We start from the raw sequence: 17,085 nt of genomic DNA, 5'->3' as shown, positions 1-17,085 counted from the left end.
CTTAACCCGCGTCGCCCGGTTTTCGCCCGCGCGGCAGTATCACGCAAGCGCTTGATAATACCAGATGCCAACGCAGTTAACCCGCGCAGCTTGTGCGCCGCAATAGACGCCTGCGGAGGCGTTCCATCCTGCTCTTCCTTCTGAAGATAGGTTCGATCCTGAAAAGGCCAAAAGTCTTATTGGGGCGGGTTTCACTGCGATGTTACCTTCATCTCAAGCCGAGGGCCCATTCGGGCCTCACCCGCCAGCCGGGGGCGAGCATGGCAGCAATATTTCGGGGGGAGCTATCCAGATGTCTACAATGACTGCAAGTTCGGCGCGGCCCGCCGGCATGACGAAGGATGAGCGCTTCGTCATCCTCGCGTCGTCGCTCGGCACCGTGTTCGAGTGGTACGACTTCTATCTCTACGGTTCGCTGGCCGGCATCATCGGCGCGCAGTTCTTCTCCGACTATCCGCCGGCGACCCGCGACATCTTCGCGTTGCTGGCGTTCGCGGCGGGCTTCCTGGTGCGCCCGTTCGGCGCGATCGTGTTCGGCCGGGTCGGCGACATCGTCGGTCGCAAATACACCTTCCTCGTCACCATCCTGATCATGGGCCTGTCGACCTTCATCGTCGGCCTGCTGCCCAACGCCAAGACCATCGGCATCGCGGCGCCGATCATCCTGATCTCGCTGCGCCTGCTGCAGGGCCTCGCGCTCGGCGGCGAGTATGGTGGTGCCGCGACCTACGTCGCCGAGCACGCGCCGCCCGGCAAGCGCGGTTACTACACCTCGTTCATCCAGACCACGGCAACGCTCGGCCTGTTCCTGTCGCTGCTGGTGATCCTGTTCACCCGAACCATCACCGGTGAGAAGGACTTCGCGGACTGGGGCTGGCGAATTCCGTTCCTGGTGTCGGTGCTGCTGCTCGGCATCTCGGTCTGGATCCGGCTGCGGCTGAACGAATCGCCGGTGTTCCAGCGGATGAAGGATGAGGGCAAGACCTCGAAGGCGCCGCTGACCGAGGCCTTCGCGACCTGGAGCAACGCCAAGATCGTGATCCTCGCGCTGCTCGGCCTGACCATGGGCCAGGCGGTGATCTGGTACACGGGCCAGTTCTACGCACTGTTCTTCCTGCAATCGATCCTGAAGGTCGACGGCTACACCGCCAACCTCTTGATCGCCTGGTCTCTGTTGCTCGGCACCGGCTTCTTCCTGGTGTTCGGCGCGCTGTCGGACAAGATCGGCCGCAAGCCGATCATCCTGGCGGGCTGCCTGATCGGCGCACTCACGCTGTTCCCGATCTTCAAGATGATCACGACCAACGCCAATCCGGCGCTGGAAAAGGCTTACGAGTCGATCAAGGTGCAGGTCGTTGCCGATCCCGCGGGCTGCGGCGATCTGTTCAACCCGGTCGGCACCCGTGTCTTCACGGCGCCTTGCGACACCGCCCGCGCCTTCCTTGCCCAATCGTCGGTGAAATATTCGACGGTGCCGGGCCCGGCCGGCTCGCCGGTGAAGATCCTGATCAACGACAAGGAAGTGCCGTATACGGACGCCAAGACATCGAACCCCGCAATCCTCGCGGCGGTACAGGCGGCGGGCTATCCGAAGCCGGGTGACGCCGGCATCGTGAAGATGTCGCACCCGTTCGATGTCTTCCGTCCGCAGGTGGCCTCGGTCATCGGCCTGCTGTTCATCCTGGTGCTCTATGTCACCATGGTCTACGGCCCGATCGCCGCCATGCTGGTCGAACTGTTCCCGACCCGCATCCGCTACACCTCGATGTCGCTGCCCTATCATATCGGCAACGGCTGGTTCGGCGGCCTGCTCCCGGCGACCGCGTTCGCGATCACCGCCTCGACCGGCGATATCTACTCCGGTCTCTGGTATCCGGTCATCTTCGCCGCAATCACCGTCGTGGTCGGCGCGCTGTTCATTCCGGAAACCAAGGACGTCGACATCACCAAGACCTGACCGTCGACATCGCGATCAAATCAAACTGCATCGGCCGCGGAGCGATCCGCGGCCGATGTCATTTGGAGGCCAGGTCTTAAGAGATGGATCGCGCACGTCAGCGCGTAGCGCCGATGAATTGCAGTACGATCTCGCGCCGGTGCGGGCGGGCGCGATGCTCGATCAGATAGATGCCCTGCCAGGTGCCGAGCGCCATCTCGCCGTCGAGCACGGGGACCTGCAGCGAGGTCGCCGTCAGCATGGACTTGATGTGCGCCGGCATGTCGTCAGGGCCTTCGGTGTCGTGACGCCAGCCGCCGTCTTCGGGCGCCGCACGGTCGAGCGCCGTCATCAGATCGACCAGCACGGTCGGATCGGCATTCTCCTGGATCGTCAGCGAGGCCGAGGTGTGGCGGATGAACAGCGTGACCGCACCCTCGCCGGCGCGCGCCTCGCGCAGGAATTTGGCGACCTCGCGCGTGATGTCGGTGAAGCCGGCGCTCGACGTTTCGACGGTCAAGCGCGACGACACGATGCTGGTTGCCGCGACGGAGGATGGCGCCGAGTGCGTGATGGTCCTCGATGAGTTCATCTGTAACTCTCACTATGTCGTCCCGGCGAAGGCCGGGACCCATAACCACCGATGTTCATTAAAGCGCGATGAGATTAGGTTGAATCGTCATCGCGCCTTAGCTCTTTGTTTGAGCATGATCTCTTCGGAAAACCGCTTCGCACTTTTCCGGATCATGCTTTAGTTCGGCGAGACATCAACTCCGAGTCATCGAAATCGAGAGGCCGCGGCGTATGGGTCCCGGCTTTCGCCGGGACGACGCTGTCGTAACAGTGTCGGCACAAAATCAAATCTTGCCGCCATTGACGTCGCGCTGCACGCGGTTGGCCATCTCGATCAGCCGCCGCCAGGCCCGTTCCAGGAACGACATCATGCGATCCATGTCGCGGTCGCTCGGCAGCGGGATCTCGATCTTGCGCTCGCCCTCGGCGACCTTCGGCTCGGTCTTGGGCTCCGCCTTCTTCAGCTGATCCGATTTCGGCAACGCCTCGTCGGTCTTGGCCGACGGTGCGCGCGCGGCGAGCTCACCCTTGAGCTTGTCGTTGTCGGCTTGCAGGCGCCCGATCTCGGTGTCCAGCGCCGCCCGCTCGTCCGGCACCATGTAACAGGCCCAGCCGGCGCTGGAATTGGTGCAGGTCGACACCGCGCCGGTGCGCGTGTCGAGCCGCAGAAAACCATCGCCGGCGGGTGATAATGCGTAGCGGCCATTTTCGGTGTCCGGCGCGGTTTGCGCGATCGCCGCGCCGCCGCTTGCGATCAGGATGGCAGCAATTGCGATGGACAATTTCGACGGCGACATCGCGATGGGCATGGCTTGCTCCGCCTCAACCTGATTCCTGCCCTAGACCACAGAGCTATAGGGCTTGCGGCCCGACTTCAACGCGTCTTCAAGCAATTCGATCCGGTCCTGGCCCCAGAACACCTCGCCATCGAGCACGTATCCGGGCGAGCCGAACACGTCGGCGTCCAATGCATTCTGGCGATTCTGCTCATAGGCCGCGCTGATCGCTTCAGTGCCGGAGCGCTCGACCAGTTGCCGGCCGGGCAAACCGGCATCGTCGGCGAGCTTCACCAGCGTCGCAGGATCAGCAAGATTAAGCTGCTGCTCCCACACCGCGGGATAGGCCCGTTGCAAGAACGGCTCGGGGTCGAGGCCGGACTCGAGCATCGCGATCACCACGCCGTCGGCAAGGCGCCCGTTGAACGGCCAGTTGGCCGGCTGCAGATGAAAATTCAGCCCCCGCTTGTCGCGCCAGCGCTGCAACTCGATCATCCGATAGCGCTGCCGCACCGGATGGCGCTTGGCGAGCGGCAGTCCGCCGGTCTCCGAGAACAGATCGACCAGCAGCACGGGCCGGTAATTTACCTTGAGATCGTAAGTGCTTATGAGTCGAACGAAGGGCTTGTGGCCGATATAGGCCCAGGGGGATTGCAGCGAGAAGTAGTAATCGATCTGGCGCGGCATGCGGAACCTGACTGCGTGAGAGGACGGGACTTTCGGCGATCCCAGCAGAGCGGGAAAAGCCACGCAATATCGCTCAATGCCACGCAAGCTGTTGCACTGCGATCACTGCGTCACTCTGACCTTGAATATCTCCAAATAAAACCAGCAGAATCAAAGCAATAACTGGTTACGACGCAATCTTGACTTGATTAGACGCGGTAAGTATGGTCCGCGCGGCTTTTGACGGGGACGGGCGCAATTTCCATCATCCGCGGCATCGGTTAGTGTTCCCAGCATGGCTGAGAACACCAACGACGGCGCAAATGGAAGTCGCGATCAATCGCCTCCTGACGAAGCTGCGCTTTCCGCAAGGCTCGGAAGTCTCGATCATCGGTTGTCAGAAATTCGCGACAGCCGCAGGAGCAAGACTGATCAATCCGGTACTGAAGGCGGGGACAGTGCGGCCAGAGCTTCGGCGATGGCGCTCGGTTTTCGTCTTTCCTCGGAGCTGATCGCGGGCGTTGCCGTCGGAGCGGCGATTGGCTGGGGGTTCGACCGTTTGCTGTCGACGTCGCCATTCGGCTTCATCGTGTTAACGCTGCTCGGCTTCGTCGCCGGGGTGGTCAACGTGGTGAGGTCCGCGGGCGTGGCCTCGGGCAAGCGCTGAGCGCTGGCGGGAAGTCACGACATTTGAAATTCGATTACCGGCACGATAGCCGGTGGACCAAGAGCCGCGCGGATGAAAATCGACCCGATTCACCAGTTCAATATCGAGCCCCTCTTCACGCTCGGCCACATCGGCAATCACACGATCGCCTTCACCAATTCCTCGCTCTTCATGCTCATCGCAGTGCTGCTGATTGCGCTGCTGATGCTGGCGAGCGGCCGGGAACTGGTTCCGGGACGGCTGCAGTCGGTCGCCGAAATCTCCTACGAGTTCGTCGCCACCACGATTCGCAGCACGGCCGGCGCGGAAGGCATGAAGTTCTTCCCGCTGATCTTCTCGCTCTTCATGTTCCTCTGCGTCTCGAACCTGGTCGGCGTCATCCCCTACACCTTCACGATCGCGAGCCACCTGATCGTCACCGCGGCGCTCGCGCTTTTGGTGTTCTTCACCGTCCTGATCTACGGCGTCTACAAGAACGGCCTGAAATTCTTCAGCATCTTCGTCCCCCACGGCGTTCCGATCTACATCCTGCCGCTGGTCATGTTCATCGAGATCCTGTCGTTCTTCCTGCGGCCGGTCTCGCACAGCGTTCGTCTGTTCGCCAACATGCTGGCCGGCCACATCGCATTGAAGGTGTTCGCGGGCTTCGTCGCGATGCTCGGCTTCTCGCTGGGCGCGCTCGGCTGGGTCGGCGGCGTGCTGCCGCTGGCGCTCACCATTGCGCTGTACGCGCTCGAACTGCTGGTCGCGTTCCTGCAGGCCTACGTGTTCGCGATCCTGACCTGCATCTACCTCAACGACGCCATTCATCCGGGACACTAAGCGGTCCGGGGAATCTCCACCCACCAATCTGTCTATCTTTCTCAAGGAGCTACATATGGAACCGGCAGCAGCAAAACTTATCGGCGCGGGCATCGCGTGCATCGGCATGGGCGGCGCGGGCGTCGGCGTGGGCATCATCTTCGGCAACTACCTCGCCGCTGCGGTGCGTAACCCGTCGGCCGCTCAGGGCCAGTTCGGCAACCTGATCTTCGGCTTCGCCGTGACCGAAGCGCTCGGCATCTTCTCGCTGCTGATCGCGCTGCTCCTGCTGTTCGTTCCGCTCTGAGCGGCACCCCGGTTCCGCTCTGCGGTAACCCGGTTCCGCTTTGCGGTAACCCCTTCGCGCCGCCCAAGGGTCGTTCCAAGGGCGGCGCGCATGACAGCAACAGGAGAACACCATGGCTGAGAGTCATGGCGAGGCAAAAGGCCAGAAAGCCGGCGCCCACACCGAGACCGATGGCGGACATCACGGCGGAGCCTTTCCGCCGTTCGATTCGTCCAATTTCGCCTCGCAGTTGGTGTCGCTGGCGATTGCATTTGTCGCGCTCTACCTGATCGTGTCGCGAATCGCCCTGCCGCGCGTCGGCGGGACGATCGATGCACGTCAGAACAAGATCGAGGGCGATCTGGCCGAGGCGCAGAAGCTGAAGGACGAGTCCGACGCGGCGCTGAAGGCCTACGAGACCGAGCTGGCGAATGCGCGCGCCAACGCGCAGGCGATCGGCAACGAGACCCGCGAGAAGCTGAACGCGGCCTCGGAAGCCGAGCGCAAGGCGCTGGAAGCGAAGCTGGCGGCAAAGCTCGCCGACGCCGAGAAGCAGATCGCAACGACGAGGACCAACGCCATGAGCAACGTCCGCGGCATCGCGGCGGATGCGGCCGGCGCCATCGTCCAGCAACTTGCCGGCGTCACGCCGGACGCCAATGCGGTCAACAGCGCCGTCGACGCGTCGCTGAAGGGATAGACGATGTTTTACGAACCGGAAACCTGGGTTGCGATCGCCTTCGTCATTCTGCTGGTCGTGTTCGGCTATCTCGGCGTCCATCGCACCCTGCTGACGGCGCTCGACCACCGCGCCGAGCGCATCAAGGCCGAGCTGGAAGACGCCCGCCGCCTGAAGGACGAGGCCAATAAGCTGCTCGGCGAGTACAAGGCGCGCCGCGCCAGCGCGGAGCGCGAGGCCGAGGAGATCATCTCCAGCGCCAAGGCCGAAGCCGAGCGGATCGCGGCCGAAGCCAAGACCAAGATGGAAGATTTTGTCGCGCGGCGGACCAAGACCGCCGAGAGCAAGATCGCCCAGGCCGAGGCCCAGGCCGTGGCCGATGTCCGCGCCGCCGCGGCCAACGCCGCCGTGACCGCCGCCTCGACCATCCTGTCGCAGTCGGTCAAGGGCTCGGTTGCCGACGACCTCGTCGGCAAGGGCATCGCGGAAGTCCGCTCCAAGCTGAACTGACGCGATCTCAACTCCTTAAAAAAGGCCGGCGCGAGCTCATCGCGCCGGCCTTTTCCTTTGTCCAAATTCGTCCGTTTGACGCGCTTTCTTCACGCGAACCGGTTGTCCACTTCGCTCGAAAACGTTCTGTTACTTCTTCTTGTGCGGCGCGCGGGCCTTGGGCTCCGGCTTCAGGGCCTGCGGGTCGAAGCCGATATAGAAGATGTAATTGTCGTTGTCGGCCGGCGACGGCGCCGGATAGACGACGTCCTCGGCAACCAGGCTGAATGGCACGCTGCCGCTTTCGTCCATCTGCACCGTGGTGGTGTAGGCCTTGGTCATGATGGTCTTCTCGCCGACGCCGCCCTGCACCACGGCGACGCGCAGCGGCACCTGAATGCTCGGTGGCGCGCCCTGGGGTCCGACGATGATCCGCCCCTGGATACCGATCTTGGCCGTGATCTGACCGCTGTTCAGATTGCATTGCCGCGCCGTGCGCGTGATCGAGGCCAGGAACTTGACGTCGTTGCCGACCGCTTCCTTGCCGTTCGCGGCCACCGAATAGGTCGAGGCCCCGGAGCGAATCTGTACCGGCGGGCAGGTCAGTTCAGCGTCGGCATCGTTGAGCTGCTGCGGCGCCGCGGGCGTCGCCGGCTTGTCCTGGTCGGACGAACCGCCGCCGAACAGGCTCTTGAAGCGGTCGCTCAGCGACTGCGCGGAAGCTGCCGAAGGCAGCAGCGTGGCACCGAGACCGATCGATACCGCCGCTGCGAGCGCGAACCTGATCACCCTTTCACCCATCAATATCCTCAAATTTCCCAACCGGGTTCCCTGTTTCGCGGCCGTTATAGCAAGGCAATGGCGGCGAACCCAAGGCATCGAGGGCGGCACCGCCCTCCGCAAAAAGGCTTACGGATCAGCCGCGGAAATCCTCGTGCAGCAGGCCGAACAGCAGGTGGTCCTGCCAGATCCCGTTGATGCAGAGATAGCGTCGCGCCAGGCCCTCGCGGGTGAAGCCGCACTTCTCCAGCACGCGGATCGACGAGGCATTGGAGGGAATGCAGGCCGCCTCGATGCGGTGCAGGTTGAGCTCGCCGAACAGCGAGGGCAGCAGTACCCGCAGCGCCGTCGTCATGTAGCCGCGATGGGCATGCGGCAGCCCGACCCAATAGCCGATCGTGCCGGCCTGCACGATGCCGCGGCGGACATTGGCGAGCGTGATGCCGCCGATCATCACCCCGTCCGATTCGCGGAAGATGATGAACGGATAGGAGCGGTCGGCGGCGATATCCTCGGTGTAGCGGCGCAGCCTCCGGCGGAAGCCGGCGCGGGTCAGGTCGTCGGAGGGCCAGATCGGTTCCCACGGCGTGAGATAGGCGCGGCTGAATTCGCGCAATTGCGCCCATTGCGGGAAATCCGACATCTGCGGCGCGCGCAGCAACAGCCCGTGACCGCGCGGCATCAGTGCAGCGGGTCCATTGGACGGCAAACGAAACAGGGCCATGGCCCAACACTCCCCGCCACTTCTCCCTCGCCCCGCCCTTGCGGGGAGAGGGTCGGGGTGGGGGGTCTTACCGCAGATTCGGTTTTGCGGCTCTACCCCTCACCCGAAGCCTTCGGCCATAGCCGAGGCTCGCCTCGGTGTATGTCCGTCAACGGCCGCCGATAGGCGGCCTATGCTCTCCCCGCACGCGCGGGGCGAGGTAAGCAGAACTCTCAATGCAGCAGCGTCTTTGCCTTCGACTTCGTCAATCCTTCCGCAAAAGCCACCGCCGTGTCCAGACCCCTGCCGCTGCCGAGCGCAACAACGGCGGGCCGGCTGCGCGCCAGCAGGGCACGGGCGGCGTTGCGGCTCGATTCGACGCTGACCGCGTCGATCCGGGCCACCAGTTCTTCCACCGTCTGCGGCCGACCATAGGCTAGCACATGGCGTGCCAATTGTTCGGCCCGCGATGAACAGCTTTCCAGCGCCATCAACAGGCCGGCCTTCATCTGCGCCTTGGCGCGGGCGACCTCGGCCTCGGTCAGGGTTTCGACCGCGTCGTTGATGACGTCGACGATGACTTCCATCATTTCCGGCGCATCCGCCGGATCGGTCCCGGTGTAGAGGCCGAAGAAGCCGGTGTCGGTGTAGGGCGCGTGGAAGGTGTAGATCGAGTAGCACAGTCCGCGCTTCTCCCGCACCTCCTGGAACAGCCGCGACGACATCCCGCCGCCGAGCGTGTTGGTGAAGACCTGCAGCGAGAACAGCGAGGGGTCGGTCTGCGGCACGCCTTCGAGCGCCAGCGTCAGATGCGCCTGCTCGAGATCGCGATGCACCACCCGCGAGCCGCCCGTGCCGAACATCGCGGCCTGCGGCTGCGGCGCCGGCGTGGCGTCGAAGCTTGCAAACTTCTGCGTGACGTCCTCGACGATCCGCGTGTGATCGACCGCGCCGGCGGCCGCGACCACCATGTCGGGGGCGCGGTAATGCGTCGAGAGATAGCCGCGCAGCATGTCGCGGTCGAAGGCCTTCAGCGTCTTGGCGGTGCCGAGCAGCGAGCGGCCCATCGGCTGCTCCGGATAGCAGAGCTCGTTGAGATGCTCGAACACGACGTCGTCGGGGGTATCCTGCGCCGCGCCGATCTCCTGCACGATGACGCTCTTCTCGCGCTCCAGCTCATCCGGCACGAAGGTGGGGTTGGCGAGGATGTCGGAGAGCACGTCGAGCGCCAGCGGCACATCCGCCTTCATCATCCGCGCATAATAGGCCGTGGTCTCGGTCGAGGTCCCGGCATTGAGGTCGCCACCGACCGCCTCGATCTCCTCGACGATCTCGCGCGAGGAGCGCCGCGCCGTGCCCTTGAACGCCATGTGTTCGAGCAGATGCGAGATGCCGTGCTCGTTCGGCTTCTCGTCGCGCCCGCCGACGCCGGCCCAGACCCCGAGCGCCGCGGTTTCCAGGTGCGGCATGGTGTCGGTGACGATCGTCAAGCCGCTCGGCAGCTTGGTGATTTCAACGCCCATCAGGCAACTCCCTGCTTGGCAGCACGGCTGACCGACAGCACGAAGCGCTCGACCTCGGCGGAATCATTCTTCATGACCGTGATATGTTCGAATTTGCTCATCAGGCCTCCGAGCCAGACCGGCAGCTGCGGACGCACCCCGCAGGCGGCTTCCACCGCGTCGGGGAATTTGGCCGCGTGCGCGGTCGACAGCACGATGTTCGGGATCTTGGAATCCGAGGTGTCGCGGTCGGCGACCGCGAGCGCCACGGCGGTGTGGGGATCGACCAGATCGCCCGCCTCGCGCCAGGCGGCGCGGATCGCGGCCGCCGTCTCGGTCTCGTCGGCGCGGCCGGCGTCGAAATCACGGCGCACGGCGGCCAGCGTCGCATCCGGCAGCACGAAGCGGCCGGACTGCTTCAGCGAGGCCATCAGGCGGCGAACCTGATCGGCGTCGCGGCCGCTCGCCTCGAACAGCAGCCGCTCAAAGTTCGAGGACACCTGGATGTCCATCGACGGCGACGTCGTGGCGTGCACCTCGCGCACCTCGTAGATGCCGGTCTTCAGCGTGCGCGCCAGGATGTCGTTGACGTTGGCGGCGATGCGCAAGTTCCGGATCGGCAGCCCCATCCGCTTGGCGACATAGCCCGCGAAGATGTCGCCGAAATTGCCGGTCGGCACCGTGAAGTCGACGGTGCGCTGCGGCGAGCCGAGCGCGACCGCCGAGGTGAAGTAATAGACCACCTGCGCGACGATGCGCGCCCAGTTGATCGAGTTGACGCCCGACAGCGCCACCTGGTCGCGGAAGCGATGGTTGTTGAACATCGCCTTCACCAGCGCCTGGCAATCGTCGAAGGTGCCTTCGATCGCGAGCGCGTGGACGTTGGCGGCGCCGGTCGTCGTCATCATGCGGCGCTGCACCTCGGAGATGCGCCCGTTCGGGAACAGCACCACGAGGTCGACATTGTCGAGATTGGCAAAAGCCTCGACCGCGGCGCCGCCGGTATCGCCCGACGTCGCGACCACGATGGTGGTGCGCTGCGCGCGCTTGGCCAGCACGTGATCCATCAGCCGCGAGATCAGCTGCATCGCGACGTCCTTGAACGCCAGGGTCGGCCCGTGGAACAGCTCGAGCAGGAACTGGTTCGGCCCGGCCTGGTCGAGCGGCACCACCGCGGGATGGCGGAACGTGGCATAGGCCTCGTTGGCCATGCGGCCGAGCTCGGCGTCGGAAATCTCGCCGGCGACAAACGGACGGATGATCTCGACCGCGACCTCCCAATAGGGACGGCCGAAGAAGGTGGCGATGGTCTCGGGCGACAGTTGCGGCCAGGTCTCGGGCACGTAGAGCCCGCCGTCACGGGCAAGCCCGGTCAGCATCACATCGCAGAAGCCGAGCACCGGGGCCTCGCCCCTGGTCGAAATATACCGCGTCAAACCGCCCTCCAAAGGCTTCGATCCGAGCCTTAAGCCTTTGATATCATGGAATTATCGAGTTCGCCTCGTGCGACCCGAACGGTTCACCATAGAAGATCGGACCGGCAATGGGTAGCCCGAAGCGCTGCGGGGTCGCCCAGACGCGGGGGGTGGTGTTGCCCGCGACTGACCATCACCGGCTCCGCATTCACCGCCGTCGTCCTGGCGAAAGCCAGGACCCATAACCACCGCACTCGGTGATGAACGGGATGGCGGCCCCAGCATCGCGCAGCAATTAAGATTTGGGGTAATGGGTCCTGGCTTTCGCCAGGACGACGAGGAGTTTGCTGCACGGCATTTCTTCGTCATTCCGGGGCTCGCGAAGCGAGAACCCGGAATCCATCGGGCCAAATGGATTCATGCTCCGCACGCCCTCAGGTGCGCGATTGCGCACCGAGGAATGACGACGGAGGAAGACGCGCCCCCCCTACCCCTTCGGCGGCGCCAGCGGCTGCACGATCTCCTGGAACGGCGGCAGCGCCTCGCAGCGCGCGGCGTGGGCCTTGAGCGCCGGATAGCGCGCGTCGAACAGGTGCGGATGCGCCTCGCCGGTGAAGCGCAGCGCGCAGGCCACCGCGATGTCGGCATGGCCGATGCGATCGCCCAACCAATAAGGCGTCTGCACCGCCGCGCGCTCCTGCTCCAGCACCGCGAGCACGCCCGCGATCTGCGCCTCGCAGCGCTCGACCCAGAGTTTCAACTGCTCCTTGCGTAGCACCCGCTCATAGACAAGGCTCACCGCCTTGTCGGCAAGCCCGGTCGCCAGCGCCGTAACGCGCAGATGCTTGCGCCGCCCCTCGCCCGAGCGCGCGATCATCGCCTTGTCCGGCCCGACCAGTTCGTCGAGATAATCCAGGATCGCACCGCTCTCGATCAGCGCCTCGCCATCGTCGAGCACCAGCGTCGGCACCCGTCGCAGCGGATTGTAGGCCGCGACCTCCTCCGCATCGCCGAAGGTCGACCACGGCTTGTGCTCGAACGGCAATCCATAGAGTCGCAGCGCGATCGCGGTGCGGCGGACAAAGGGCGAGTCGTACTGGCCGATCAAAAACATCTGTCATCTCGTCGGTCACGCCGCGGCAGGCCGCTGCCGCGAAAGCAGGGCTTTCGAAGCGTGCGGCCGAGCCGGGTCAAGGGTTGCGCTTTGCACCATCCTAGATGGGCTGCGCGGCGTTGCAAGACACTGAGTCATTCCAGTGACGCATGCCGGCAATTGACCCTCATATTCAGTGTCGTCCCTGCGAAAGCAGGGACCATAACCACCTGCCCCCGTTGTGGTAAAGGCTGGAGCCCCAGCGACGCAAACCAACTCACTTCGGTGGTTATGGGTCCCGGGTCGCGCTTGCGCTTGCGCGGGACGACGGCGGAGTTTGTGGCAGCAGCTACCCGATCACCGGCACGTGCCTCGCCGCATCGCGCGGTAGCGTCCCGTCGAGCCTCGGATCATCCGCCACCTCGATCTGCCGCTTGAACGGGCGGAAGCCGGAGCGCTGGTAGAACGCAACGGCCGAGGGATGGTCGAAGGTGCAGGTGTGTACCCAGACGCGGCTGATGTCGCGCGACCAGGCGATCTCGAGCGCGCGGTTCATCAGGAAGCGCGCGGCGCCGGTACCGATGAATCTTGCGGTGACGCCGAAATACAGCAGCTGGCATTCGTCGGCCACGCTGAAATCAAGTTCGAGCAGGCCCTCATCCTGGCCGTCGACGGCCAACCCGTAGAGCTCGTTGCCGGGGCCGTGGATCCTCGAGGCGAGATCAGCGTCATCGAGCCCGGTGCGGGTGAACCACAGCCACTCCTCGCCGACCCGGCGATAGATATCGCGATACCAGTCGAGCGCGGGCGGATCGACCTTGCACAGGCGCCACGCGCCGGGCGGATCATCGCGCAGCGGCGGACGCGCGGTCATTTCCAGATGGGTGACGACGGCAGCGATCTTGCCGTGGGGGATGTCGGAGTAACCGTCGGGCAGCAGCATCACGCGACCTCTGTTGCAGGCTGTCGGCGGGACATAACCGCACGTCGCCGCGGATGCAATGCAACGCTGCGCGCAATGCCTGGTCAGGAGAATCAGACGAGGTAATCCGCCGCATCCGCTGCTGCTCATTCGAGCGGCCAGGTCCAACGAGCGGGATAAATCAGTTTGAACGCGCTTTGAGGGAGGGCTCCCCAAGCCCTCCCGTACTCGGTTAGTTGCCGACCCATACGTTGCCGTTGGCGTCGAAATCGTTCTTCGGGTTGTAGCCGGACTCGCGAAGACTCCGCATACGCATCGCGCGGTCGCTGACGTCGCCATTGAGACTGGCGTTGGCATTGAGCACGGCAGGACTTAGTGTGGTACCCATCACGAGACGCTGGTGGGCCCTGTTTTGCGCCGTGCGTGCATCGGCGAGTGCCGCCGTGGACAGAGAAGCAACTGCGATCGAAACAAGAATGATTTTCGTCATGGTCAGCTCCTGTGAAGTAACCAGCTGAGCTTTCAATCGCTTCCAGAAAATACGTGCTCGCGCCGGATGTGAAAACCGTCACAGGCCGGCGGCGATCACGATCGGTCAGACTAGCAGGCAGAGGCCGACGCTTCTTGGACCCCCGCGCACAGCGTCGCGGGAAGTCCATGCGCAAATCGCAAACGTCAACTTGTAGTGATCCCGATGCGCCGCCACGTTGATGGCACAAAGTGAATAGTGGCTGACCGCCGCAGTCCGCGTCGGCATTCGCATGGATGAATCCCGGGTCGCGCTTCCGCCTTCAGGAGAAGCAGGAAAAGTGAGCGCGGTGCTCGCCACACGTTTGACGTCGTCCTGGCCTAGTGCGCAATTGCGCACGGGAGCCGGGACCACTACCACAGGACTACGTTGTTGAACGACGCTGTGGCCTCGACATCGCCAGACAATTGGCATTCGTGGTTATGGGTCCCGGCCTTCGCCGGGACGACGGCGGAGTTTGTGGCGCAGCCAGTGAGACGTACTCGCCCCCTCACCTCGGCGTCAGCGTGATCGCCTCCGCGGTTGCGGCTACAGCGGTGCTGAACACTCGGTGTCGTCCCGGCCTAGTGCGCAATTGCGCACGGGAGCTGGGACCCATTACCACAGGGTTGAGTTGATAAGGCAAGCTGCGGCCTCAACATCGCAAGACAATCAGCATTCGTGGTTATGGGTCCCGGGTCGCGCTTCGCTTGCCCGGGACGACAGTGGAGTTTTGGGCGACCGCCCTGCTCACCTTGGCGTCAGCGTGATCGCTTCCGCGGTTGCGGCTTCGACGGCGCTGCGGCTGTAGAGCAGCGGCACATACTGGCCCGTCGCCCATAGCGGCGCGAGGTCGCGGTAGTGGCCGCTGAAGGGATCGCCGGATTGGCCGGGCGTGTTGACGGCGCGGCTCGCATCCCAATTGCCGACATCGAGCACCATGCGGAATGAAGCGCCGGAGATCAGATGATAGTCGGAGCGGCGATAGGTGGCGGCGCGCGGCACGTTGGCGGCGCCGCCAAAGGCGAGCGGGCCGACCTGCATCTGCGCCGCGGTCGCCTTGTCGGCGAGCGGCATCAGCGCGTGATTGAATTGCGCGACATGCAGCCGGCCCCAGCGCCAGGTCGACGCATCGCTCCCGAGCTTGTCGGTGACATCGGCGACCGCCTCGCCGAGACTGTCGCGCAGCACGCGGTCGCGCTCCGCTGCCGGATCGCTGCCGAGCGCCACGTCCGGCTTTTCGAGATAGCCGACAATGGCGGAGATGCTGGAGGCCTCCGGCGCGATCAGTTCGGCCGCCTTCGGCGCGGTGGTCTTGAGCAGCACCGGGCCGAGATGGTTTGCGATCCACACCTCGTAGACCGCGGCGGCCGCGCTATCGGCCGCATCACGCGCATCCCACGCCTTGAGCAGATCGAGGCCCTTCCTGACGTTCGCGTCATCCGACGTGAGCGGCTTCAGCAGCGCGACGAGGCGCCGCGCGAGCATGCCGGTGTCGTCGTTCTGCAGCGCCATCGCGTCCGCCAGCGTCACCTTGCTGTTGGCCTGCAGCACCTCGGTGATGCGCTGCCAGCGCGCGCTGTCGGCCCATTCGAATCCGACCCTGCGCTCACCCACCGGATAATCCGCCGGCAGATTCATCTGGTTGGCGGTGGCGATAAAGCCCTGCTTCGGCTGATACAGCTTCGGCAACTCGTCGAGCGACAGAAAGCCCTGCCACTCGTAGCGGCCGTCGCCGGGCACCGGCATCAGGCCGTCGAAACTGGTGCGGCGCGGCGTCTTGCCGGCGGCGACCCAGCCGATGTTGCCTGACGTGTCGGCATAGACCTGGTTCTCCGACGGCGCGCCCCAGCGCCGCATCGCGCCGAGGAAGCCGTTCCAGTTCTTCGCCGTCATGTAGTCGGACGAGCCGAAATAGGCCGAGGTGCCTGGCTCGAACCAGATCGAGCGCACCGCGAAGGCATGCTTGTTGTCGGCGTCGACGAAGATCACCGGGCCGTGGCGGGTGAACTTCAGCTCGAGGTCGCGGTCGGCCTCGCCCTTCACCACTTCCTTCTCATGCACGATCCGCATGTCCTCCCAGCCGCTGCCATAGCGGTACTGGTTCGGATTGTCGGGGTTGAGCTCGTAGACGTAGAGGTCTTCCTGGTCGACGTTGAAGATGGTCAGCCCGAACGCGATGGTGTCGTTGTGGCCGATCGAGATGCCCGGCAGCGCCGGCTCGCCGGCGCCGATCACGGAGATGCCGGGCGCGTTGAGGCCGACGATGTAGCGCAGCGACGGCACCGAGTGCTCGCGATGCGGATCGTTGGCGAGGATCGGACGTCCGGTCGCGGTGCGCGTTGCCGCGATCACCCAGTTGTTGGAGCCGATGGTGTCGCGCTGCTGGTCGGCCTCGGCGAGGTACGTGTCGGGATCATGCGCCAGCGCCGCCTTCTGGTCCTTCGGCGCGGCGAACTTCACCGGCCGCGTGGCAAGATCGTAGGCGGCGAGCACCGCCTTCGGCACGCTGCAGGGATCGAGCCCGTCGGGGATCCTGGTGGTCCAGGCGGGCTCCAGCTTGACGCGGAAGCGATCGGCATCGAGGCCGGCGGCGCAGGCGACCCGCGAACGCTTCACCTCGGAGGCGACGTTGCGCGTGAGACCATGGCTGCGGACGCGCACGACATCCTCCGCCGACCACAGGTCCGGCATCGTGCCTGCGATCCTGAACTCGATCGGCAGCGCGCGCTTGCCCGCCTGGACGTCGGCGACATAGGCGTTGACGCCGGCGACGAACGCCTCTGCATAGGATTTCGCCTTCGGGCCATAGGCGGCCCATTCCGCATTCATGTCGCCGCGATAGAGGAACAGACGCAGCGCCTTGTCCTGCTCGGCATAAGCGGGGCCAAAGTCCTTCGCCAGGAGGCCGAGCCCGCGCTTGCGCCAGAGATCGATCTGCCAGAGCCGATCGCGCGCGGCATTGAAGCCCTGCAGGAAGAACAGGTCGTGCTCGTTGCCGGCATAGATGTGCGGGATGCCCCAGACATCGACCAGGATCTGCCCCGGCGCCTTCAGCCCGGCGACGTCGGTCTTGACCTCGCGCGCCGCGACGAGCGGGCTCGGCTTCTCACGCGCGGTGGTGGGTGCAGCAAGTATTGCGGCGCAGAGTGCGGCAGTGAGTAGCTTGGCGACGCGGTTGAGATCCGTGTTCATGTTGTTCTCCGATGGTTGTTATTGATTGTTGTGCACACTTGGCGAGATTGAACAGCAGCCGCAGCGAAGCTTCGCCCCCTCTCCCGCTTGCGGG

The 17,085-nt window shown here is 64.6% G+C and carries 17 protein-coding genes; 6 read left to right on the top strand and 11 right to left on the bottom strand.

Features of this window, described 5'->3' with window-relative positions; translation table 11 throughout:
* The first annotated feature begins 331 nt into the window (after window positions 1-331).
* Window positions 332-1,957, top strand: coding sequence for an MFS transporter (locus ACVWY5_RS42590; protein WP_080667053.1), 1,626 nt, complete (start codon window positions 332-334; stop codon window positions 1,955-1,957).
* Window positions 1,958-2,054: 97 nt separating this feature from the next.
* Here the strand turns inward: ACVWY5_RS42590 and ACVWY5_RS42585 are convergent, their stop codons facing one another.
* The 3 genes from ACVWY5_RS42585 to ACVWY5_RS42575 form a co-directional block, all read right to left on the bottom strand.
* On the bottom strand, window positions 2,055-2,528 hold the full coding sequence (locus ACVWY5_RS42585) for a secondary thiamine-phosphate synthase enzyme YjbQ (RefSeq protein ID WP_028333730.1): 474 nt from the start codon (window positions 2,526-2,528) through the stop codon (window positions 2,055-2,057).
* Window positions 2,529-2,793: 265 nt separating this feature from the next.
* Complete coding sequence (locus ACVWY5_RS42580) at window positions 2,794-3,318, bottom strand: hypothetical protein (RefSeq protein WP_028333731.1); 525 nt, start codon at window positions 3,316-3,318, stop codon at window positions 2,794-2,796.
* Between the two features lie 30 nt (window positions 3,319-3,348).
* Complete coding sequence (locus ACVWY5_RS42575) at window positions 3,349-3,972, bottom strand: 2-hydroxychromene-2-carboxylate isomerase (RefSeq protein ID WP_028333732.1); 624 nt, start codon at window positions 3,970-3,972, stop codon at window positions 3,349-3,351.
* 274 nt (window positions 3,973-4,246) lie between these two features.
* On the opposite strand from ACVWY5_RS42575, the gene ACVWY5_RS42570 reads away from it, so the two are divergent.
* The 5 genes from ACVWY5_RS42570 to ACVWY5_RS42550 all read left to right on the top strand — a co-directional run bounded on the left by ACVWY5_RS42570 (window position 4,247) and on the right by ACVWY5_RS42550 (window position 6,894).
* Window positions 4,247-4,618: an AtpZ/AtpI family protein gene (locus ACVWY5_RS42570; protein WP_028333733.1), complete on the top strand. Its 372-nt coding sequence runs from the start codon at window positions 4,247-4,249 to the stop codon at window positions 4,616-4,618.
* 72 nt (window positions 4,619-4,690) lie between these two features.
* Entirely contained in the window at window positions 4,691-5,440 is a 750-nt protein-coding gene (locus tag ACVWY5_RS42565) for a F0F1 ATP synthase subunit A (RefSeq protein WP_016847053.1), read from the top strand.
* 55 nt (window positions 5,441-5,495) lie between these two features.
* A complete protein-coding gene (locus ACVWY5_RS42560) occupies window positions 5,496-5,726 on the top strand; it encodes a F0F1 ATP synthase subunit C (protein ID WP_016847054.1) in 231 nt (76 codons plus the stop codon).
* A 112-nt stretch (window positions 5,727-5,838) separates the two neighbouring features.
* Window positions 5,839-6,405, top strand: coding sequence for a F0F1 ATP synthase subunit B (locus tag ACVWY5_RS42555; protein WP_028333735.1), 567 nt, complete (start codon window positions 5,839-5,841; stop codon window positions 6,403-6,405).
* A 3-nt stretch (window positions 6,406-6,408) separates the two neighbouring features.
* Entirely contained in the window at window positions 6,409-6,894 is a 486-nt protein-coding gene (locus ACVWY5_RS42550) for a F0F1 ATP synthase subunit B family protein (RefSeq protein WP_028333736.1), read from the top strand.
* Window positions 6,895-7,023: 129 nt separating this feature from the next.
* On the opposite strand, the gene ACVWY5_RS42545 is transcribed toward ACVWY5_RS42550, so the two are convergent.
* The 8 genes from ACVWY5_RS42545 to ACVWY5_RS42510 form a co-directional block, all read right to left on the bottom strand.
* Window positions 7,024-7,674 (bottom strand): hypothetical protein, encoded by a 651-nt coding sequence (locus ACVWY5_RS42545; protein WP_028333737.1) that lies wholly within the window; start codon window positions 7,672-7,674, stop codon window positions 7,024-7,026.
* A gap of 115 nt (window positions 7,675-7,789) precedes the next feature.
* Window positions 7,790-8,377 carry a GNAT family N-acetyltransferase gene (locus ACVWY5_RS42540; RefSeq protein WP_026191927.1) on the bottom strand — a complete coding sequence of 196 codons (588 nt, stop codon included), beginning with the start codon at window positions 8,375-8,377 and terminating at the stop codon, window positions 7,790-7,792.
* Between the two features lie 212 nt (window positions 8,378-8,589).
* Window positions 8,590-9,879, bottom strand: coding sequence for a M16 family metallopeptidase (locus ACVWY5_RS42535; RefSeq protein ID WP_028333738.1), 1,290 nt, complete (start codon window positions 9,877-9,879; stop codon window positions 8,590-8,592).
* Window positions 9,879-11,294 (bottom strand): threonine synthase, encoded by a 1,416-nt coding sequence (gene thrC / locus ACVWY5_RS42530; protein WP_028333739.1) that lies wholly within the window; start codon window positions 11,292-11,294, stop codon window positions 9,879-9,881. Before thrC ends, ACVWY5_RS42535 begins: the two co-directional genes overlap by 1 nt.
* Window positions 11,295-11,760: 466 nt before the next feature.
* Window positions 11,761-12,387, bottom strand: a complete 627-nt coding sequence (locus tag ACVWY5_RS42525; RefSeq protein WP_028333740.1) for a glutathione S-transferase family protein — start codon at window positions 12,385-12,387, stop codon at window positions 11,761-11,763.
* Window positions 12,388-12,715: 328 nt separating this feature from the next.
* On the bottom strand, window positions 12,716-13,309 hold the full coding sequence (locus ACVWY5_RS42520) for a GNAT family N-acetyltransferase (protein WP_028333741.1): 594 nt from the start codon (window positions 13,307-13,309) through the stop codon (window positions 12,716-12,718).
* 211 nt (window positions 13,310-13,520) lie between these two features.
* The gene (locus tag ACVWY5_RS42515) at window positions 13,521-13,778 is read right to left on the bottom strand and encodes a hypothetical protein (protein WP_152977611.1); all 258 of its coding nucleotides are present in this window, start codon (window positions 13,776-13,778) and stop codon (window positions 13,521-13,523) included.
* A 768-nt stretch (window positions 13,779-14,546) separates the two neighbouring features.
* Window positions 14,547-16,991, bottom strand: coding sequence for a penicillin acylase family protein (locus ACVWY5_RS42510; protein WP_028333742.1), 2,445 nt, complete (start codon window positions 16,989-16,991; stop codon window positions 14,547-14,549).
* Between the last annotated feature and the right edge of the window lie 94 nt (window positions 16,992-17,085).

It is taken from the genome of Bradyrhizobium sp. USDA 3256 (assembly GCF_054058275.1).
The sequence above is the reverse complement of the archived record's forward strand: the minus strand, read 5'-3'. Positions and strand labels throughout refer to the sequence as shown.